17 protein-coding genes are annotated in these 20,290 nt (G+C 47.6%); 5 read left to right on the top strand and 12 right to left on the bottom strand.

Going from position 1 to position 20,290, the window contains the following annotated elements:
- Positions 1–1,581 (top strand): hypothetical protein, encoded by a 1,581-nt coding sequence (locus tag B5F78_RS03010; RefSeq protein ID WP_087207663.1) that lies wholly within the window; start codon positions 1–3, stop codon positions 1,579–1,581.
- Between the two features lie 161 nt (positions 1,582–1,742).
- Here the strand turns inward: B5F78_RS03010 and pafA are convergent, their stop codons facing one another.
- On the bottom strand, positions 1,743–3,383 hold the full coding sequence (gene pafA / locus B5F78_RS03005; protein ID WP_162608468.1) for an alkaline phosphatase PafA: 1,641 nt from the start codon (positions 3,381–3,383) through the stop codon (positions 1,743–1,745).
- A 207-nt stretch (positions 3,384–3,590) separates the two neighbouring features.
- On the opposite strand from pafA, the gene B5F78_RS03000 reads away from it, so the two are divergent.
- From B5F78_RS03000 to B5F78_RS02985, 4 genes are all read left to right on the top strand, one after another.
- Positions 3,591–4,493: a cation diffusion facilitator family transporter gene (locus B5F78_RS03000; RefSeq protein ID WP_022038624.1), complete on the top strand. Its 903-nt coding sequence runs from the start codon at positions 3,591–3,593 to the stop codon at positions 4,491–4,493.
- 10 nt (positions 4,494–4,503) lie between these two features.
- Positions 4,504–5,526, top strand: a complete 1,023-nt coding sequence (locus B5F78_RS02995) for an NAD-dependent epimerase/dehydratase family protein (protein ID WP_239473452.1) — start codon at positions 4,504–4,506, stop codon at positions 5,524–5,526.
- Positions 5,517–6,491, top strand: coding sequence for a phosphatase PAP2 family protein (locus B5F78_RS02990; RefSeq protein ID WP_022038622.1), 975 nt, complete (start codon positions 5,517–5,519; stop codon positions 6,489–6,491). Before B5F78_RS02995 ends, B5F78_RS02990 begins: the two co-directional genes overlap by 10 nt.
- A 135-nt stretch (positions 6,492–6,626) precedes the next feature.
- Positions 6,627–7,547: a GIN domain-containing protein gene (locus B5F78_RS02985; RefSeq protein WP_087405963.1), complete on the top strand. Its 921-nt coding sequence runs from the start codon at positions 6,627–6,629 to the stop codon at positions 7,545–7,547.
- 9 nt (positions 7,548–7,556) lie between these two features.
- On the opposite strand, the gene B5F78_RS02980 is transcribed toward B5F78_RS02985, so the two are convergent.
- From B5F78_RS02980 to B5F78_RS02930, 11 genes are all read right to left on the bottom strand, one after another.
- On the bottom strand, positions 7,557–10,169 hold the full coding sequence (locus tag B5F78_RS02980) for a carboxypeptidase-like regulatory domain-containing protein (protein WP_087405962.1): 2,613 nt from the start codon (positions 10,167–10,169) through the stop codon (positions 7,557–7,559).
- A 154-nt stretch (positions 10,170–10,323) separates the two neighbouring features.
- Entirely contained in the window at positions 10,324–11,208 is an 885-nt protein-coding gene (locus B5F78_RS02975; RefSeq protein WP_239473451.1) for a cysteine peptidase family C39 domain-containing protein, read from the bottom strand.
- Between the two features lie 38 nt (positions 11,209–11,246).
- Positions 11,247–12,068 (bottom strand): GLPGLI family protein, encoded by an 822-nt coding sequence (locus B5F78_RS02970; RefSeq protein WP_087248681.1) that lies wholly within the window; start codon positions 12,066–12,068, stop codon positions 11,247–11,249.
- Positions 12,069–12,077: 9 nt separating this feature from the next.
- Positions 12,078–12,911 (bottom strand): GLPGLI family protein, encoded by an 834-nt coding sequence (locus tag B5F78_RS02965; RefSeq protein WP_087405960.1) that lies wholly within the window; start codon positions 12,909–12,911, stop codon positions 12,078–12,080.
- A gap of 529 nt (positions 12,912–13,440) precedes the next feature.
- Positions 13,441–14,778 (bottom strand): MATE family efflux transporter, encoded by a 1,338-nt coding sequence (locus tag B5F78_RS02960; protein ID WP_022038851.1) that lies wholly within the window; start codon positions 14,776–14,778, stop codon positions 13,441–13,443.
- Positions 14,779–14,887: 109 nt separating this feature from the next.
- Positions 14,888–15,481: a GTP cyclohydrolase I FolE gene (gene folE, locus B5F78_RS02955; protein WP_022038850.1), complete on the bottom strand. Its 594-nt coding sequence runs from the start codon at positions 15,479–15,481 to the stop codon at positions 14,888–14,890.
- Positions 15,481–15,927: an SPOR domain-containing protein gene (locus tag B5F78_RS02950; protein WP_022038849.1), complete on the bottom strand. Its 447-nt coding sequence runs from the start codon at positions 15,925–15,927 to the stop codon at positions 15,481–15,483. The genes folE and B5F78_RS02950 overlap by 1 nt, the downstream gene beginning before the upstream one ends.
- Before the next feature lie 119 nt (positions 15,928–16,046).
- Complete coding sequence (tpiA, locus tag B5F78_RS02945; RefSeq protein WP_022038848.1) at positions 16,047–16,802, bottom strand: triose-phosphate isomerase; 756 nt, start codon at positions 16,800–16,802, stop codon at positions 16,047–16,049.
- Between the two features lie 97 nt (positions 16,803–16,899).
- Positions 16,900–18,204: a BT_3928 family protein gene (locus B5F78_RS02940; protein WP_022038847.1), complete on the bottom strand. Its 1,305-nt coding sequence runs from the start codon at positions 18,202–18,204 to the stop codon at positions 16,900–16,902.
- Positions 18,194–18,736, bottom strand: coding sequence for a DUF1599 domain-containing protein (locus B5F78_RS02935; RefSeq protein WP_087207642.1), 543 nt, complete (start codon positions 18,734–18,736; stop codon positions 18,194–18,196). The genes B5F78_RS02940 and B5F78_RS02935 overlap by 11 nt, the downstream gene beginning before the upstream one ends.
- Positions 18,737–18,888: 152 nt before the next feature.
- Entirely contained in the window at positions 18,889–20,061 is a 1,173-nt protein-coding gene (locus B5F78_RS02930) for an iron-containing alcohol dehydrogenase (protein WP_022038845.1), read from the bottom strand.
- Positions 20,062–20,290 lie beyond the last annotated feature (229 nt).

Genomic DNA, 20,290 nt, shown 5'->3' with positions numbered 1-20,290 from the left:
ATGGGAGCGCCTGTACTTAACGGACCGTTCACGATGCCGATGGTCCGCGGCTTTGTGCCCCGTCTCATGCAGCCCTGGCTTTATGTCTTTATGGCAGTCACGTTCCAGCTTTCGGGAGGGCTTTATCTGGGTACGCTGGCAGAGATGATGGGTGAAACCACCCTGATGCGCGAGGACTTGCTAATGTGTCTTTATGCCAACCTGGCGGGAATGGCGATTTATTTCCCTCTGCTGTTCCGGATGAAGTTCCGTTTCACCAACAAGACGTTGCTGGCGGTATCTGCTACGGGTGTGTTGGTGTGCAACTTGGCTGCACCACACGTTACGTTCCTGCCCTTGCTTTGGGTAATCTGTTTCGTGGAGGGCATCTGCAAGATACAGGGTACTTTCGAATGTATGTCCACCATCCAGCTTTGGATGACGCCAAAGCGTGATTTCACGGTGTTCTTCCCCATGCTGCACATTATTATATTAGGGAGCATGCAGGTGTCCGACCTTCTTGCCACTTATCTGATGCATTACTATCATTGGTCGTACATGCATTGGTTCATGGCGGGGGTGATGATGGTTGACTTGTTGATAATCACCCTTTGTACACGGCATTTCCGCATCGTCAAGAAGTTCCCGCTTTTCGGCATCGACTGGCTGGGAGCCTTGTTGTGGGCGCTGCTCTTGCTGGAAGTGGCTTATTTCTTCTGTTACGGAGAGTTTTACGACTGGTGGAACAGTCCTGTTATTCGCGTGCTGGCAGTGATGATTGTGTCCACGCTGGCGGTGTGTGTCGGACGGATGCTTCATGTGCGCCATCCTTTCCTCGAACCGAAGATGTGGACATACAGGCATCTTTTCCCCATCTTGCTGCTCATTATGCTGGTCGAAATGTACCTTGCCGCCGAACGTTCGCTGGAAGAAGTGTTCTACGAGAGCGTGATGCATTATGAGGCGTTGGTCAGCGTCCGGCTCGACTGGCTGGTGCTGGCGGGTGTGGTGGCAGGCTGTCTTTTCGCTTACTGGTGGATGCACGTAAGACGGTTCAGTTATTTGCGCCTTCTGGCGGTAGGCATAGCTGTGCTGGCGTGTTATCTTGTAGGCTTTTATTTCACGCTTTCGTCAGAAATTCATATTTCTCAGCTTTATCTGCCTGTAGCGTGCCGTGGATTCGCCTATGCCGTACTGAGTGCTACGTTTATGGTCTGTCTGGAAGAAATTATGACGTTTCAGCACTTCTTCCAGGCGTTGAGTGTGTTCAATATGCTGCACATGGTGGTAGGCGGTGTACTGGGGGCAGCCGTCTATACCGAAGGTCTGTCTTACTACATGGCGGATAATCTGGCGCGTTACGGCACTGCTATTGATAACGTAGCAGTCAGCTCCTCGCCTTTCGATTTAGGCGGATATATGCCGGGGTTCATCGAACGGATGATGGAAGTGAGCATCAAGCAAATCTATGGCTGGGTGATTTACGCCTGCCTTCTGCTGTTCCTTCTCTTCTTGCTTTACGATGCTCCTATCCGTCGCGAACTGAAACAGATGCCCGGCTGGCGTGCTTTGAGGCGTGAGGCGGAAAAAGCTTTCAGGTAAACGGGTTTGGAGATAACATACAGACGGACACAGATTTTTCTCGATACCTTTTATTATATAAGGTGTTTATGTAAATTCTGTGTCCGTCTTGTGTTTCATTGATGCGCTATGAAGTTAAGGGGCTGAGCAAAATTTAAACAGGTTAAAGGATGCTGGTTGTTTTATTCCACTACTGTTTCTACAGGTGTTCCGATACAGCCGTTGGGCATCTGTATGCGAAGCAGGGCACAGACGGTGGCGGCAATGTCAGTCATGTGTACAGGGTGGAAAGTATTACCCGATTCGATGTGCCAACCCATGAAAAACAGCGGGATATGTGCATCATAAGGATTCCATACGCCGTGGTCGGTACCACCTGTTTTATCAGGTCGGTCAATGTTGTACCAGCCGGGTTGCATGATGAGCTGAATGTCGCCGCTGCGCAGTCGGTTGTAACCATTGATGGCACGTTCGCGCACATCGGCAGGTAGGGTGGCGTTACTCAGGTCTTCCATGTCTGCCACGTAGGCAAATTGTGGGTAACTTTTCAGGAAATCAATGGCGCAAGCTTTTGCGGCGCGTAAATCAATGTTTGCTTGGCGGATGTATGCATGGTCGAAGAATACTTGATAGTTAAGGATGTCTTTCACCAGTGGATGGCCAGAGCCGAACTGTTTGTCAAGCACAGCATTGAGCGAATCTTTGACAGTGCCCGCATACCAGCCCCCGGCAGGAATTCCACAGTCTTGCATCAGGCGGAAATTGTGGGCGGCTGCATGGTCGGCAGTAAGGAAGAGAAGGTAGTTATTCTTACCTATCGTCTCGTCCAGCGTACGGAAAAAGTCGGCAAGGTCACGGTCAAGACGGAGATAAGTATCTTCTGTTTCGATGGCATAAGTTCCGAACTGGTGTCCTACGTAGTCGGTTGACGAAAGACTGACGGTGAGCATATCAGTTTCGGGACCTTGACCCAGTTGTTCACCTTTCAGTACAGCCTTGGCTAGTTCCAGCGTGAGCGAGTTGCCATAAGGAGTGGTGCGGATGACGCTGTAGCCTTTCTGTTCGAACAGGTGTGAGGTGGGCACGGGTAGTATAGGAGTGTCGGCAAGGGGTAATTCGTAAGCAGTGCTGTCGGCTGTGCTTGCAGTGTAGGTCTCCATGGGGTAGAGGGTGTCCCAGTCTTGCAAGAGATATTGTCGGGCAAGGTCACGTTGATTGAAGTCGTTCAGCCATTGGGGAAGTGATTTCCGGTAATAAGTGCTGGTGATGAAGTGTCCGGTCTCGTCATCGAACCAATAGGCTGCATCGGGTGTATGTCCGGCAGGAAGAATCGAAGCGCGGTCTTTCAAGGCTACGCCGATGACGCGCGAACGGAAGTTGGTAGCAAGTTTCAGTTCATCGCCGATAGTGGTGACCAATAAGTTGCGTGGTGACATTTTGCCGGCAGGACTGTTGCTTCCCACACCTGTTACGGTAGGATCGTCGGTACAATATACCAGTGTATCATTCTTGTAGAAATTGTTTCCTGCAATGCCATGGATAGAGGGTACGGAACCGGTATAGATAGACGAGTGCCCGATGGCGGTCACGGTGGGTATGTAGTTGAGATGAGTGTTGTCGCAACTGAAGCCTTCGTTCATCAGGCGCCGGAAGCCTCCTTCTCCGAAACGCGGATAGAAACGGTAGAGGTAATCCCAACGCATCTGGTCGACTACAATGCCGATTACTAATCGGGGACGCTCTACGTGTGGCGAATTGGTTTGTGCCTTTATCACGAAGCTGCAACACAAGCATAATAACAGGGTGATGAAACTCTTTTTCATAATTTCTTGTCTTTTTTGATTCGGGTGCAAAGGTGTAGTTTTTGTGTTACAGGGGCGTGAAACAGGTATTACAAAAGTGATACGAATCAGATTGTCGGGATTCTTGTCCTGTCTGTCAAAAATATGAAGATTCCTTATGCTTCGTTCTTTATTCTTCATTAGAATTGCGTATCTTTGCCCCATGCTTATGTAAAAAATGAATGTGATATGAATGAGACTGATGCTGCTGTCCGCCGGCGTGCCATATACGGGGTGACGCTGGCAGGCAGCGTGGTAAATGTCGTGCTGGTGCTGTGTAAGTTTGCTGCAGGCATATTGGGACGCAGTGCCGCGATGATAGCTGATGCGGTACACTCATTATCCGATTTGGCTACAGATGTGATTGTATTGGTGTTTGTGCGTATTTCAGACAAGCCGGAAGACAAAGGACACGATTATGGACACGGAAAATATGAAACCTTTGCCACCTTGCTGATTGGCGTGGCATTACTGGTGGTAGGTATTGGTATCCTATGGAGCGGAGGCGAACAGATTTACGCTTTTTTACAGGGGGAAACGTTGCCTTCGCCGGGTTGGATTGCCTTGTGGGCAGCATTGTTTTCAATTGTGTCGAAAGAGGTTCTGTTTCATTACACACGTCTGGTAGGAAGGAAATACGATAGTCCGGCGGTGATAGCTAACGCCTGGCATCACCGGAGTGATTCGTTTTCGTCTATAGGGACAGCAGTAGGTATCGGCGGCGCCATTTTGTTGGGCGAAGACTGGCGGGTACTCGACCCTTTGGCGGCAGTTATCGTAAGTTTTTTTATTATTCATGTGGCGATAAAGCAATTGGGACCTTGTCTGGACGAACTGTTGGAACGTTCGTTGCCCGATGATGTGGAACGTCATATCACCGACTTGGTGCTTTCGGTACCTGGTGTATCACAGCCGCACCATTTGCGCACGAGGCGTATAGGCAACCGTTATGCGATAGATGTGCATATCCGGATGGATGGCAATATGCCTTTGAGTGAGGCGCATGACCGTGCCACGCAAGTAGAGCAGAAATTGCGTGACACATATGGGAAGGATACATACATCAACATCCATGTAGAGCCGATGAAATGAAGAATTAAGAATGAAGAATATAGGAAACATGAAGATATTAGTGACAGGCGCAAGCGGATTCATCGGCAGTTTTTTGGTCGAAGGAGGATTGGAACGTGGCATGCACGTATGGGCAGGTGTAAGGCAGAGTAGCAGCCGGAAATATCTGCAGGATGAGCGTATCCGTTTTGCCGAACTCGATTTTACAGATTCCGATCATTTGGAAGAACTGCTGAAGCGACATAAAAAAGAGCATGACGGGTGGGATTGCATTATCCATTGTGCGGGTGTGACAAAATGCCTGCATCAGGCAGACTTCGAAATAGGCAATTATTGGGCTACGCGTCATTTTGTCGAAGTGTTGATAAGATTGGACATGGTGCCACGTCAGTTCGTTTACCTTAGTTCGCTGAGTGTGTTCGGTCCCATACACGAACGTGACTATCTGCCCATAGGTGAGTGCGACACGCCACAACCCAATACGGCATACGGGGTGAGCAAGCTTCATACCGAAGCATACATACGTTCACTGGAAAACTTGCCGTGGGTGATATTCCGCCCTACGGGAGTATACGGTCCTCGTGAGCGTGATTATTTCCTGATGGCTCAATCCATATCGCGCCATTTGGACATCGTTGCTGGTTTCCGCCGGCAAGATCTTACGTTTGTGTATGTGACTGATTTGGTGCAGGCCATTTATTTGGCTGTGGAAAAGCAGGTGACGGGACGCGCTTATTTCGTAAGCGATGGCGAAGTGTATAGTAGCCGCACGTTCTCCGACTTGATACGGACCGAATTGGGACATCCTTGGCTGGTACGTTTTACGTGTCCGCTTGGGTTGTTGAAGATTATTTCGTCTGTGGCAGGAAACGTGGCGAAACTGATGCATAAACCCAGTACGCTTAATCCCGACAAATATAAGATTATGAAACAGCGTAATTGGCGGTGCGACATAGCTCCGTTGGAAAACGAACTGGGTTACCAGCCTGCATATCCGCTGGAGAGAGGAGTAAAAGAAACAATCAGATGGTATAAGAAAGAGGGATGGCTATAAAATTATTCGAACGGGTAGAAAGCGGTAAGGAACTGTTTGCCGTAGAGACAATCAGCTTGATTTATAATGCACTGACCAGTTTTTTGGTTTTGTTGCTGTATCAGCGTATGGACCATCCGGGCACAATGTTACTGGAACGTTTGGGTATTGTGATTCTGACATTTGTGCTGATATTCCTGTATCAGGCGTTTCCGTGCAGGCTGACAGCATTTGTCCGTATGGTGGTGCAGATGAGTCTGCTTGCTTATTGGTATCCCGATACGTTTGAATTCAATCGTTTGTTCCCGAACCTTGATTATTTGTTTGCACGCAATGAGCAGGCATTGTTCGGGTGCCAGCCTTCGGTAGAGTTCAGCGAGCATTGTCCATCCATCTGGTTCAGCGAGCCGTTTAATATGGGCTATTTTTTTTATTATCCGATGATGCTCATTGTGGTACTTTATTACTTCGTGAAGCGTTTCGAGTGGTTCGAGAAGATTTGCTTTGTGCTGGTCACTTCGTTCTTCATTTATTATTTGGTTTATATTATGTTACCTGTGGCAGGACCGCAGTTCTATTTCCCGGCTATTGGGATGGACAGGGTGAATGCGTGCGATTTTCCTCCTATTGGCGATTATTTCAATACGAATGATTACTTGATACCGGGACCGGGGTTCGACCATGGTTTTTTCTTTAATTTAGTGGAGGCTTCACAAGAAGTGGGCGAACGGCCTACGGCGGCTTTCCCCAGTTCGCACGTAGGTATATCTACCATTGTGATGATTATGGCGTGGCGGGTCAATCGGAGGCTGGCATATTTCCTGGCACCTTTTTATGTGTTGTTGTGTTGTGCAACGGTTTATATTCAGGCGCATTATCTGGTCGATTCCATAGCCGGTTTCTTTACCGCCTTTTTCGTTTACCAGCTTGCCACCCTGATGTATAAGCGCTGGTTTATCTCGCCGGCGTTCAAGTACTTTAAGTAATTAAGAATGAAGAATTGCTTCGCCCGCATGGAAATTCTTCATTCTTCATTCAAAAAGATTCTTTATTTTTCCGTAACTTTTTTCGCGACTTTGCGTCTAACAAGTAGAACATAAACAATTAAACGAACAGAAACTATGAAATATTTTTCAATGATTGTGGCATCATGTGTCTTGGCAATGATGCTTACCGTTTCCGGATGCTACGCCGGAAGCAGAAACGTGGTAAAACCCAGCAAGAATTATGTGACCCAGAAAGTATCGCTTACCGGCATTGATGCTATTCGTTCGTCTTCATCGGTAGATGTAGTCTATACGCAGGCTTCGGGTACACCCTATGCCGAAATCTATGCACCTGATAACATTGTGCCTTTGATAAAAGTAGAACAGGAAGGAAGTAAGTTGCAGGTAGGTTTCAAGAGCGGTACATCCATTACTGGAAGATATAAATGCGAAGTGCGTGTGTATGCTCCCGAAGTGACTTCGTTCTCCACATCCAGTTCGTCCGACATTATCTTGGCAAACGGCTTGAAGACCCAAAAGGCTGTATCGTTCCGTGCATCGAGTAGCGGCGACATCAAGGCAGGGGCTGTAGCTTGTGCCAATGTGGAAATGATTACGCAGAGCAGCGGCGACATCGTGGTAGATGCTGTCCGGTGCGGGCAGCTGAGTCTGGATACGCAGAGTAGCGGCGATATCAAGGTGAATACCGCCCAATGCAGTGGAGCCGTTATCGAATCCAGTTCGGCAGGCGACTGCACGGTAAAGAACCTGACCTGTGAAGGTGATGTGAAAGCATCTACCAGCTCATCGAGCGACATCAAGCTTGCCGGCACATGCCGTAACGCTACGTTCAGTGCCAGTTCGGCAGGCGGCATCTATGCCAAGGACCTGCTGGCGAAAGATGTAAAGGCGACCGCCTCTTCGGCAGGCGATATCGAGTGTAACGCCAGCGGCGTGCTTTCCACTTCGGTGTCAAGTGCCGGCGATATCCGTTATAAAGGTACCCCCACCCGTGTAGAAGGCAAGATAAAAGGGGTTTCTAAAATGAAGGATTAAAGTGTGGCATCAGTACGTCATCCGCAGGGTGAACAGCAGATTGCGGGGGCGGATGCGGTAGCTGCGTGATACGGTGCTGGCTTCATCGGTGAAAGAGGTATAGGTGTATTCTCTTTCGTCCAGCAAGTTGGTGGCGGCAAGCTCCATGTCCATCCGTTTGGAGAGTTTGTATGACACCACGGCATCGGCAAGGAAGAAATCCCGCTTGCGGCTATCTGTTTCCCGGTTGCGGTAATGCCCGCCTTTCAGCAAGATGCTGAGCTTTGCGGCGGGTGTTATCCGCAGGCTGAGGCTTTGCTCTAATGAGGCGGTATTCGTCTCGCTTCCTTCTTCTTCCAGCCTTAACTTGCTTTTCCCATAGTTTAACTCATAGTGCAGGGTAATTTTTTCCGTCAGGTCCGCTTCGATGCGTGGGCCGATGCTCCACATTGTGCGCACGTTCGGTATCCGTTCTTCGTTGCGCACCAGCACCGCATGGCGGTTGGTGTACATCCCTTTCAGGTAGATGTAGCAGTTCAGGAAATCGAATCCTTTTGATACATTGCCGTTCACGTCCAGCTGGCGTGCCGTGTTTTCTCCCTGCTGGTATGAAGTGACGATGAAATCTCCTTCGAATTGCTGATGGGTCAGGTAGGGCAGGCTCATCCAGTTGTGCGACACCGACACATCGGCAAACAGTTCGTCCAAGGGACGCTTGTAGTAGATGCCACCTTCGATGTATTTGCTGGTGCTCAGCCCGTATACGGGATAACCTTTCATCAGCGTGCGGTAAGAATCCATCAGGTAGCCCGGATAGAAAGAGGCATCACCGAGCGGACGGCTGGTAATTCCGCCCGAAAGGTCGATGTCCCAACGTGCGCTTAGGGTATACGACAGGTACAGGTCTGGATTGAACAACACACGGGTCGAGGGGCTTTTCAGCCCGTTTGCCTTTTCCTTATATAGATAATGGTAGAAGTTGACGGGCAGCGCAAGTCGGGTCTTCAGCCTGCGCCACGTATATTCCAGTTTGGGGGTGAGGTAGAGCTGCGTGTAGTTCATGCCCGAACCTTCCTCGTCATTATCGGTCAGCGTTACGCCCTCCAGTTCCGATGCCATGTCGCGCCACATCACTTTGGCTCCGGCTCCTAGGCTTACCGTGACTTGCCCTATGGCGAATCCATAATCCACTTTGTTGTCCGAGAACAGTTTTCGCTGCTCTATCCGCTGGCTGCGTGTTTCGTCTCCGTACGTCACGTCCATCCGTTGCGGATGGTCTTGCACGAAGGTGTACGAGGTGAAGATGATGAACTTGTTGCCGAACCGCTTCAGGAGGTAGAGGTCGTTGGTCAGCTGTTTGTCGGGCGACCAGGCATCTTGGGTGTTGGGGATGGTTCCGCTCACGCCGTCATTCTTGTCCAGCCATGCGAAGTCTGCCATCAGGCGTTCGGTCAGGTTGTAGGTGTCTTCGTTCGCTTCCAGCCGTATCTCGGCGGAAAGCTGCTGTTGCTCGAAGAGCGAACTCTCTTTTTCGCGGATGGTGGTGGTATCGGCATTCGCTTGGAAATATTGCGTTACGGTCTGCTTGTCCGATTCGGTCCGGTGGTTCATGTAGCCGATGCCTACGGTCACGTTCATTCCGTTCTTCAGTTGGAACAGGTTGTTCGAAGTCGCCTGATGGGTGCGGTTGAACAGCTCGCGCTCTTTGTTCAGTGCCTGTACTGCCGGAGGCACGATGCGGATGTAGTCGGTCAGCTTTTCGCGCCGGTAGCGTGTGGCGTTGATGTCAAACGATTTGAACTCGCGGGTTACGTCCCTGCCCGTGTTGTTGGTCTTGTAGGTGTTGAGCGACTGGAATTTCTTGTTGAATTGCATGGCTATCAGTTCCTCGTCCCATAGTGCCGATGCAGGCGCGGCAAGCCCGATTCCTCCTTTCACGCTTCCTATCCACCGTTGCTTCACGTTCTCTTTCAGGCGCAGGTTGATGGCTGCCTGGTCCGAAAGGCTCAGTCCGTTCAGTGCCTTGATGGGCTGGTGGTTCTCCATCACCTCCACGCTGTTCACGTCTTGGTTGGAGATACTGTTGGTGGCGATGCCGTACTTTCCGCCCAGCAGGTCTTTGCCCTCGATGTAGAATTTGTTGATGGGCGTGCCTTGGTACGAAATCTTCCCGTCATCCGCTACCTGTATGCCGGGCAGCTTTTTCAGGATGTCCCCGATGGTGCGGTCGCCCTCTTTCGAGAAGCGTGCTACATTATAGATGATCGTATCTCCTTGCGCCCGTATCTTCGGTGCTTTCACGATGACCTCCCGGATGCTGATTTCTTCGGGTTGCAAGCCGATGCGGTACGTCTTGTCTTGCGGCTGGACAGGGCGGGTCACGGCTGCATAGCCCAGGCAAGAGAAGCGTATCACCGCCTGTGCTGCTTTCGTGCTGTCTGCGTTGAGGCGGAACGTCCCGTCCTCGTCCGTAATGGCGAAGGCAAGGATGCTTTTCCCGTCTGCCCGGCAGACTGTTACACTTACTCCTTGTAAGGAGACTTGCTTGGCGGCATCGGTCACTTTGCCCGTTAATGTCCATTGCTGGGCGCAGAGGGAAGAAGCGAGGCAGAGCAAGAATAGGTATACGATAAGGTGTTTCATGAATTGCAATTATTAGCTGTTGGGTTCTTTACTGTTTGAGTAAAGGTAGGCAAATCTGCCAGGTCGGGAACTATAAAATCGTTCGGTTTTTGTTCGATGTTTCCTCCTTGCAGTTCGTTTTTTGTTCGTCAGGTATATTTCTCCCATAAATATTTCAATGGGTCCAGCAGCCTTGCCGGAGGCTGGCTTCTTGGATGCGTGCCGAAGACAGGTCGCTCATCATCTGTTCCATGCCCCTTTGTTGGTTCAGGAAGGTACGGCGTGCTTCTTCGTGTTCTTCAGACGAGATAAGTGAGATGTTGATGCGTGTGCCCAAGTGCAGCAATATCCAGCCGCGGATAAAGCCCACGCCGGCATTGCTGATAGATAAAGTGAGCTGTGCCAGCAAGACCAGGTACACATAGTTCAGATTCTGGTTGTTGATGCCGAAGTCTACGATAGACTGGGTGAGGAAAGGCAGTATCAGTTGTATCAGGCTGCCTAATAGCAAGCCGAGGAACAGTTGCCCCACCAGTTGCTTGTAAGGCTTGATGTACGAAAGCATGAAGCCCATCCCTTGAAAGCCGTTGTCCGTTTCATCGTCTTCTTCTTTGTAAAACTCCGGCGAAGGTTCCAGTAGCAGGGCAATGCCTGTGTCCTGTCCCTTTTTGCGGTTGCTTGTCCAGCAGCGGCAGAACTCTTCTGCCGTATATTTCAGTTTGCTGGTAGCCGGGTCTGCCACCCACACTTGTTTTTCCGTGCAGCGGTACACCACGACGAAGTGTTCTTGGTTCCAGTGTACGATGCAAGGCAAAGGGGCGTCTTCCTTCAATTGCTTGAAGCTGATTTCCACCCCCATGCTGCGCATCCCTATCTTTTCCGCCGCTTCGCTGATACCTAACATCGATACCCCTAACCGGCTGATGTGGCACTGCTCGCGCAAGCGTTCCAGTGAGTAGCGTTTGCCGTAATAGGCGGCTATCATACGCAGGCAGGTCGGTCCGCAGTCCATTTGTTCATGTTGCCGATAGTGGGGGAAACGTTGCATGAAGTTTTTCAATAGTTTGTTTTATTGTATTAGGTTCGTTTTATCTAAAATTAATAGTTATGATAATCGGTTTCCATGTAATCGTAAGCGACCGTGTTTCCTTTTGAGTCTTTTTTCTTCTCATGCATATACGGATTGTTTTCCGCTGACTGTTTTAAATAAGAAATACGGTCTATCCTTTCTCCTTGAGATTGTGACGAATTCTTGATATCATAAAAACATACAGGGGGAAGATTCTCTCGTTTTACACTAACTAAGGTGAAATGATAATGGTCTTTCGTGTCGTAAACCTCTATGATTAATCCGGGTAAACCATGAAACTTCCACGGTCCTTCTTGATAAAGAAGTTCAGTGGTGTACCAGGCTTTATATTCCCTACCATGAAATTTGCATACAGCTAAACGACATTGATACTTATTTATGGTTTTAATGCTGTCTTCTATCAATATCCATGGCTGTTTTTCATATTTTTCTTCTATCTGATAGGCTATTGATTTTGTCACCCACGTTGTGAGTTTGCCTTTCGGATAATTTTTATAATAGTATTCATTGATGATTTTTGTTCCTAATGCAGGACCTTCTCCATTAAATGATGCCATCATTTGTTGTAATAAGGTTTCACTCCCTTTGGGATCATTAGCGAGAGAATCTATTTTAAACGTGGAATACGGATAACATTGGCTTACATTTTTCCCAATGCGTAAAATCATTGTATCAATTACTACATTATTTTTTAGTGTATCTTGCTTTTGTATCCATTGGTATTTACATTCCAATAGCGATGGTTCAATAATTTGCGTGATGTGGTCTATTTGTGCTTGTGCGTGTGGTAAAATGCACAAGAGTATATAAAATAGGAGATTTCGTTTCATGATGTTATTTTATGGCTGGTAATCTAATTCTAAGAAATCATATTGGGTATATTTTAAGTGTTCACTATATTGGGTTATGAACTTATGCGCTCTTTTTAAATAGTTAAGTCGTGTAGTCTGTTCAAATACCGAATTCCAATAATTATAAAAAATGATTGGCTCCACGTCTTTTGTACGTATGCTTGTTAATGTATAATGGTAATAATTTTGCTTATCGTATGCTTCCATAATCAGTCCTGGCAATCCGCAAAGTTTCCATGGTCCATTATCAATGGGAATATCAAGAGAAAACCAAGCATACCATAGTCTGCCTCTAAATTGAGTAACGGCAAGTTGGCAGGAATAACCTGCTATTTGCTTTATGGAGTCTTGCACTTCCCACGTTTGTTTAGGCGTATCTTCTGAGAAATATAGGCAAGCGGGTTTCTTTTGAAGTGTCAAATCTGGTTCTACCTGTATAACGTATGTAGTGGTTACCCCTTTTTGGGGATATGATTTATAGATATATCCGGGTGTGCGTTCGCCCGGTTTGTTTTCGAAGTTTTTTGTACGAATGGCTTCGAATGTTCTTTTTATGGCTATTTGTTGTCCTGTAGGGCTTGACCATAATGAATCTCCATAGTGGGTGTACCAGCTATAGAATTGGCTGACATTCTTCCCTATCCGTAAAATCATCCGGTCTTTCATTACTTGACTACAATCAAATGTGTCTCGTATAGCGGTATGGTCATACTGGCATTCCATGATGGCTGGTTCTATTACTTGTGTGGTGGTTCCGATTTGTGCCTGTGCCGGAAGCAGGAAGCCGAGCATCATCAAGGCGATAAATGTGTGTTTTGCCATATCTGTAAAGTTTTAAATTCGATATCGGCAAAAGTAGGGAAACCGCTTGAACCGGAAGCTATAAAACAGTTCAGTTTTTGTTCGATGCTACGGTTTTAGGATTCGGTTTTTGTTCGATGAAAATTTTTATACTTTGCGCGGTATGAAAGTGTGCATTTTCTTACCACAGAATTACACAGATTATATCTGCATTTTTCTTAATTGCCTATAAGAGGGTGTGCCGAAATTGGAATCAACTTTCATTTTGATACACCTTTTCTACAAAAAATCATCCCCAATCATCGCACGATAAATTCAAAACAGTTTGTAAGTTTTTGAGTTTGTAAGTTTTTGAGTTTGTAAGTTTTTAAGTTTGTAAGTTTTTAAGTTTGTAAGTTTTTAAGTTTGTAAGTTTTTGAGTTTGTAAGTTTTTAAGTTTATGAGTGTTTTTGAGTTGAAACTTTTAAGTTGAAACATACAAACTCAAGAACTTAAGAACTCAAAAACTTAAGAACTCAAGAACTCAAAAACTCACAAACTCACAAACTCACTAAACGAATCCTTTCTTTGCCCATTTCATGCTGTTCCAGCGGCGGACGAAGATAATGGCACGGATATTCTCGTCGAGCAGGAAGGCACACCACATGCCTATCAGTCCCCATCCCCAATGGATGCCGAGCAGGTAGCTGACGCCTACCGACACGCTCCACTGCACCACCAGCCCTACATAGAAAGGGAAGTTGACATCGCCCGCAGAACGGAGGGCGTTGGTGGCATAGATGTTCACGGCACGTCCGATTTCCACAATCACATCGATAATCATCACAGTGACACCCAGCCGGATGATTTCCTGGTTGTCGGTCAGGAGGCTGAAGATGAAATGCCCCGAAGCTGCCCAGATGCACGAGAGTATGAGCGACACCAGAATGGAAAGCCGCATTACGTACTTGCCTAAAAGGTAGGCGGCACGGACCTTTTTCTGTCCTACCAGGTGTCCGATGGTGATGGCACCTCCTTGCGCCATGGCGATGGCAAAGAGGTAGACAAACATCACGATGTTGACCGTATAGGTACGGGTGGCAAGGGCATTGTTGCCTAATATATTAATAAGGTAGGTGATGACCACTTGCGAGAAACTGTACGAGATGTTTTCGCCGGCAGAAGGAAGCCCGATTTTCAACAGGTTTTTCAGCTCTATCCATGGGAAAGGGCGGAAATAGGCAAGGGGGAACTTGGGGATGTGTTTGCGGAAGAGGATGACAAACAATACAACCATGCTTACGCCACGGGCGAAAGCGGTAGAGATGGCAGCACCTTCGGCTCCCAGTGCCGGCATGCCCCACTTGCCGAAAATCAGCGAATAATTGCCGATGATGTTCATGATGTTGACCAGTACGGTAACCAGCATCGGGTAAATGGCTTTGTTGGCACTGCGTAACGAGGCGGAAATGGTGAGCGAGATGGCCTGGAAGAAAGCGAATGCTCCCACAATCTCCATATAGCCGATACCATATTGTAACAACTCGGGGCGTAGTCCCATCCAGCCCAACAGTGTAGTGGCACCAAAATGCAGGATGGCACTGACTGCCAGTCCTACTACCAAATTGAGCAATAAGGCTACCCCCACTACCTGTATCATGTTTTTTTCTAATTTAGCTCCCAAGTACTGCGAGCAGAGTACCGATGTGCCGATGTTGATGACCTCGAATACCAGAAAGGCAAAGGTCACAATCTGGTTGACCACGCCTACGGCAGCCACGCTCTCATCGGAGTATTGGCTCAGCATGATGGTATCTACTGCTCCCAGCATCATGATGAGCAAAGTTTCGATAAAAATGGGTATAACGAGTTTGACCAGTCCTTTGCGGATGCCTGTTTGTTGAGTCATAGTCTGTTTTTATTTTAGGGAACGAGGCGACCCGTTGACAAGGGGGCGAGGTCCAGCATACTCAAGACTATCTAAAGCCTTGTCACCTTGTCAACTGGTGCCTTGTCAACTATCTTTCTCTTCGGATAAGATTCATGAATTCCTCGCGTGTCTTTGCCTGGTTGAATGCTCCAGTGAAATCGGAGGTGGTTGTGATGGCGTTTTGTTTTTCTACTCCTCTCATTTGCATGCACATGTGTTTGGCTTCAATTACTACCATTACGCCTAATGGGTGCAGCGTTTCCTGAATGCATTCTTTGATTTGCAGGGTCATGCGCTCCTGTACCTGGAGGCGGTGCGAGAATACATCTACTACGCGGGCTATCTTGCTCAGTCCCGTGATGTATCCGTTGGGGATATAAGCTACGTGGGCTTTCCCGTAGAAGGGAAGCATGTGATGTTCACACATGGAGAAGAAATCGATGTCTTTCACCACTACCATCTGGCTGTATGCCTCCTTGAACTTGGCACCTAACAAAATTTCTTTCGGGTCTACCTCATATCCCCGTGTAAGCGTCAGCATGGCTTTGGCTACTCTTTCAGGGGTTTTCACCAGTCCTTCCCGTTCAGGGTCTTCACCCAGCAGGGAAAGTATTTCTTTGTAGTGTGCCATCAGTTTCTGTACTTTCTCTTCCGGGAACTTCAACAAGTTTGTATCAATCATTATTCAATGGGAATGTTAATTTGTTCACGTACAATCGCTACTTCTTTGAATTCGCCGCTTGCTCTTAGTTGGCGCATGGCTACGTGTGCCTCTTCTATGCTCTTGAAATCTCCTACACGGCACAGCCAGCGTGGAGGTTGGAAATACGTATATACCGGCATTTCCGGAAATGTTTCTTTTATCTTCCCGGCTATCCGATTTGCTTCGTTGCGTGCTACGCGCGAATTGTTTCCGGCATATACCTGTACGCGGAAACCTCTTGCCTTCAATGTTTTCGGGGCTGAAGCGGCATAACGTGTACCTATTAGCGAAGTGATGTAGGATTCTGCATGTACCGTTACTACTCCTTCGCCTGCACGGTGTGTCTCCAGGCTTTCCACAATGGTGCGCTGGGCATGCATTGCCGAAACCCACAAGAGTAAAAAGAGGGATAGTAAGTATTTCATGATGTGTGTGTTTTAGGGACTAGACAATCAGGTACGGGGGAACTACGTTCTAAATAGTTTTACTAAATCTATCTAAAACCTAGTCAACCAGTACCTGGTTCCTAGTCAACTATAAAGAATTATTTGAACGCATCGATGATGCCTTTGAAGTCGGCAGCTTTCAAAGCAGCACCACCAATCAATCCGCCGTCTACATCGGGTTTAGCGAACAGTTCTTTGGCATTCGACGGCTTGCAGCTTCCTCCGTACAGGATAGAAGTGTTTTCTGCTACTTCCTGACCGTATTTGGCAGCTACCAGCGAACGGATGTGTGCATGGATTTCTTCTGCTTGTTCGGGAGTAGCGGTTTTACCGGTACCGATAGCCCAAACCGGTTCGTATGCCAGGATAACCTTGCCGAAGTCTTCTGCTGAGAGTGAGAATACAGAAGCCAATTGAGCTTCTACCACTTCGTTTTGCTTGTTTGCTTCGCGTTCTTCCAACACTTCACCGATGCAGAAAATAGGTTTCAGGTTGTTGGCAAGTGCCAATTTCACCTTTTCTGTCAGGATTTCAACGGTTTCGTGATAATAAGCACGACGTTCAGAGTGACCCAGGATAACGTATTGGGCACCTGTAGAAGCTACCATTTCTGCCGAAACTTCGCCAGTATAGGCACCTGAAACTTTGTCTGCGCAGTTTTCTGCACCTACGCCGATGATGTTTTTATCGACAATCGGAGTAACAGAAGCCAGGTGGATAAACGGAGTACAGATGATAACGTCGCAGTTCGGTTTGTCTGCGGTCAACACTTCATTCAGTTCTTTTGCCAAAGCAATACCTTCTTGCAGGTTCTTGTTCATTTTCCAGTTTCCTGCTACAATGTTTTTTCTCATTTTGTTTTAAGTTTTAAAAGGGTTAATATACTATTTTGTCGTTAAGGGGTTAAGAAGTTAAGCCTGTGGCCTGATTCGTATGTATTGACTTAACTTCTTAACTTCTTGACTCTTTCTTCTTTTTCTTCTTGCTCCATTCCAGCCAGCCTAAATCGCATAGGGTCAGGAAGATGAGTGGACCGAAGAACCAGCCGAACACCAATATGATTTTATGCCATGTGTTGGGAGGTTCCAACCGGCCGATGGGAAGTTGGTCTAAAGGTGCATTCAACTGATATTCGTCGGGGATGTTGTTTACGCTCCACTTGTTCAGAATGGTTCCGTCCTTCAGAAGCAACAGGCCCGGATTGGAGCGGATAATGGTTTTCAGGGTAATTTCGTCCATGATGGCAAAAGGATATTCAGCACCGGTATTGTCTTGCCACATCGCGATGTCTTCGTCGGATGAAGCGGTGACACACAAGAAGCTGTATCCATATTCTGAACAGTAGTCGTACACTTCGTTGAATAAATCCATCCCGCTCTCATCGGCGTGCCGCAGGTTGGGCGAGATAAGTAAGAACGTGTAATTGTCATCGTTCAGGATTTCTTCGGTCAGGTCGGTGCCGTCCTCTTGTGAGGTGAGGTGAAAATCGTGAGTAGGCGGTTCGTAGCCTTTCTCTTTTACCCGCGTTTGGGCTTCGACGAATGTCCATGTCGAGTCGGAGGGAAAATTGTCGATGGTAAATTCTTGCTCTTTCCCGTCTTTAGCATAGATGAATGTTGTCTCGTAAGTTGTGAGTTTCACCCCTTCGGGGATTTCCATTCCTTGGCGGATGTTCATGCCGATGTGATAAGGACGGAAATCGAATACGGGCAGTTCGCGGACACAGTAGATGGAGAATACGATGATGAACACTACGGTGTAGAGGGCTATCAGCCAGTCTACCTTTTCGGTGACCAGTTTCCTGATGTAGGTTTTCCGATAGCGGAATACAGTGATGGCGGCAAGTAACAGCACGATGTTCTTGCCAAAGGTTTCCCAGTTGGTCAGGATAATAGCATCGCCGAAACAGCCGCAATCTGCTATCGGATTGTCAATGGCAAGCCATAGGGTGAGTGGAGTCATGAATGCCATGACCAGCAGGAGCAATGTGGAGGTCGCTTTGCGGTGGATGCCAAACAGCAGATAGACACCCAATGTAAACTCGAATGCTCCCATTGCCATGGAACCTACGTATGGGACGAACTGTGGAACAACCTGAAGCAGGCCCCACGCTTCCAGATAATCTTGTATCTTATAGGCGGTGCCGAAAGGGTCGTTCGCCTTCACGAATCCGGAGAAGATGAATACGGCTGCCAGCAGGAAACGGCAAACGTTTACTCCGACGACAAGGGCTCTATGTAAGCATTTATTCTCCAAATTCCAGTTTGATTAAAGCGAATACTGCATAATTAATCATATCCATGTAGTTGGCGTCTACGCCTTCCGAAACCAATGTGTTCCCACTCAATGCTTCAATCTGCTTGGTGCGGTACAGCTTCATCAAAATCAAGTCGGTATACGACGTAATGCGCATGCTGCGCCACGCTTCGTCATAATCGTGATTCTTTCTCAGCATCAGTTCCATGGCATCTTTGGCATATTTGTCGTATAGTTCCAAGGCTTGTGCTTCGGTGATATCTTCCTTTTCTGCATAGCCCAGTTCCAGTTGGATCAGTCCGATGATACCATAGTTGACTATTGCCATAAATTCGGGGCGTATGCCCTCGTTTACCAGACTGACACCTTTGATTTCGATGCTTCGGATACGGTTCGCCTTGATAAACAGCTGGTCGGTTACTGAAGAAGAACGCATAATGCGCCATGCGGCTCCGTAATCGTGCAGCTTTTTGGCGAACAAATCCCGACAGGTGGTGATGACGTGCTCAAATTGTTCTTTCGTATCTTTCATACGCTTGTATCATGAATTTATGTCGCAAAGTTACGATTTTCCTGGTAAAGCGCGTAATAAATCGGTAAGATTTGTCGGATTTATGTAGGAAGTTAAAAAAGTGAAGGAGTTAAGAAGCAATATCCTATCAGGCTCTTAACTCCTTAAACCACTTATTTGTACGATTGTTTATAGATATTCAGTACTTCATCGTCGGTCAGCGGACGAGGATCGAGGGTAAAGAGGCTGCCCATGGTATCTCGTGCATTTTGTACCATCTTGGGAAAGTCTTCTTCTTTGATACCCCAGTCGCTCAATTTGATGTTGTCTACGTGACATTCGCGTTGCATGCGTACCAGTGCATCAATGAAATCGCTCGGACGGTTGCTCTTTTGTTGGGTCATGACATCTGCCATTTTCATAAAACGTTTCATGCAGTCGTTGCGGAAAGTTTCGAAGTAGGCTGTACTGATGGCAATCAGTCCGGCTCCATGAGGCAGTTCGGGATAATAGGCACTCATGGCATGTTCCATAGAATGTTCGGAAATGCAACAAGATGTAGCTTCTACCAGCCCGGCCAGTGTGCTGGCCCATGCTACTTTGGCGCGTGCTTTGATGTCGCGTCCGTCATTGACGGCTACCGGCAGGTATTTATAGAGCAGGCGGATAGCTTCCAGTGCGTACAGGTCGCTTATAGGAGTAGCACAATTGGCAAGGAAGCCTTCTGCTGCATGGAAGAAGGCATCGAAGCCCTGATATGCCGTGAGATGGGGAGGTATGGTAACCATCAGCGTCGGGTCGACAATGGAGAGTACAGGAAAGGTAAGTGGGCATCCGAATCCGATTTTTTCCTGTTTCTCTTCGTTGGTAATCACTGTCCATGGATCGGCTTCCGTACCGGTTCCGGCTGTGGTCGGTATGGCTACAATGGGAAGTGCTTTTGTGACCGGACGCCCTTTGCCCGTACCTCCGTTTACGTAGTTCCAGTAATCACCATCATTGCATGCCATGACGGCGATGGCTTTTGCAGAGTCGATGCTGCTTCCTCCTCCCAACCCGATGATAAAGTCGCATTTCTGCTCGCGGCAGATGGCTGCGGCTTCCATAACATGTGTCTTGATGGGATTAGGAAGAATCTTATCGTATACAATGGCACTGACATCGTTTTCAGTAAGGTATCCCAATACTTTATCCAGGTATCCATATTTTTTCATGGACGTTCCGCCGGATATGACTATCATGGCTTTTCTGCCGGGAAGTGTTTCGGTAGCTAATTTCTTTATTTCACCGCACCCGAACAATATCTTGGTGGGTACGTACAAACTAAAAACTGGATTTGAGTTCATATCTGTTTGCTTTTAAAAGTTCATCATTTTCAAAGATACGAATAAAACCATTGCTTGTTGCCGGCAGAGTGTTAATTTTTTCAATTTAGAAGCTGTTTTGAATTTATCGTGCGATGATTTGGATGAGTTTTTGAGGCATTTTCGCTTCTGTGATGAGGAAGATAGCGGGCTATCTGACGAAGAACAGGAGCGAAAAGGACCAAAAAATCGCCCAAAGCACACACGAAAA

Source organism: Bacteroides sp. An279, from assembly GCF_002159615.1.
GTDB classification, from domain to species: domain Bacteria; phylum Bacteroidota; class Bacteroidia; order Bacteroidales; family Bacteroidaceae; genus Phocaeicola; species Phocaeicola intestinalis.
This window is presented reverse-complemented; position numbering and strand designations above follow the sequence as displayed.

Excerpts from the sequence above, each read along its gene's own strand:
- folE (WP_022038850.1), bottom strand. The coding sequence starts at position 15,481 with ATGATTGATACAAACTTGTTGAAGTTCCCGGAAGAGAAAGTACAGAAA.
- B5F78_RS02990 (WP_022038622.1), top strand. The coding sequence starts at position 5,517 with ATGGCTATAAAATTATTCGAACGGGTAGAAAGCGGTAAGGAACTGTTT.
- B5F78_RS02950 (WP_022038849.1), bottom strand. The coding sequence starts at position 15,927 with ATGAAATACTTACTATCCCTCTTTTTACTCTTGTGGGTTTCGGCAATG.
- B5F78_RS02935 (WP_087207642.1), bottom strand. The coding sequence starts at position 18,736 with ATGAAAGATACGAAAGAACAATTTGAGCACGTCATCACCACCTGTCGG.
- pafA (WP_162608468.1), bottom strand. The coding sequence starts at position 3,383 with ATGAAAAAGAGTTTCATCACCCTGTTATTATGCTTGTGTTGCAGCTTC.
- B5F78_RS02995 (WP_239473452.1), top strand. The coding sequence starts at position 4,504 with ATGAAGAATATAGGAAACATGAAGATATTAGTGACAGGCGCAAGCGGA.
- B5F78_RS02960 (WP_022038851.1), bottom strand. The coding sequence starts at position 14,778 with ATGACTCAACAAACAGGCATCCGCAAAGGACTGGTCAAACTCGTTATA.
- B5F78_RS02930 (WP_022038845.1), bottom strand. The coding sequence starts at position 20,061 with ATGAACTCAAATCCAGTTTTTAGTTTGTACGTACCCACCAAGATATTG.
- B5F78_RS02965 (WP_087405960.1), bottom strand. The coding sequence starts at position 12,911 with ATGGCAAAACACACATTTATCGCCTTGATGATGCTCGGCTTCCTGCTT.
- B5F78_RS02985 (WP_087405963.1), top strand. The coding sequence starts at position 6,627 with ATGAAATATTTTTCAATGATTGTGGCATCATGTGTCTTGGCAATGATG.
- B5F78_RS02980 (WP_087405962.1), bottom strand. The coding sequence starts at position 10,169 with ATGAAACACCTTATCGTATACCTATTCTTGCTCTGCCTCGCTTCTTCC.
- B5F78_RS03010 (WP_087207663.1), top strand. The coding sequence starts at position 1 with ATGGGAGCGCCTGTACTTAACGGACCGTTCACGATGCCGATGGTCCGC.
- B5F78_RS03000 (WP_022038624.1), top strand. The coding sequence starts at position 3,591 with ATGAATGAGACTGATGCTGCTGTCCGCCGGCGTGCCATATACGGGGTG.
- B5F78_RS02970 (WP_087248681.1), bottom strand. The coding sequence starts at position 12,068 with ATGAAACGAAATCTCCTATTTTATATACTCTTGTGCATTTTACCACAC.
- tpiA (WP_022038848.1), bottom strand. The coding sequence starts at position 16,802 with ATGAGAAAAAACATTGTAGCAGGAAACTGGAAAATGAACAAGAACCTG.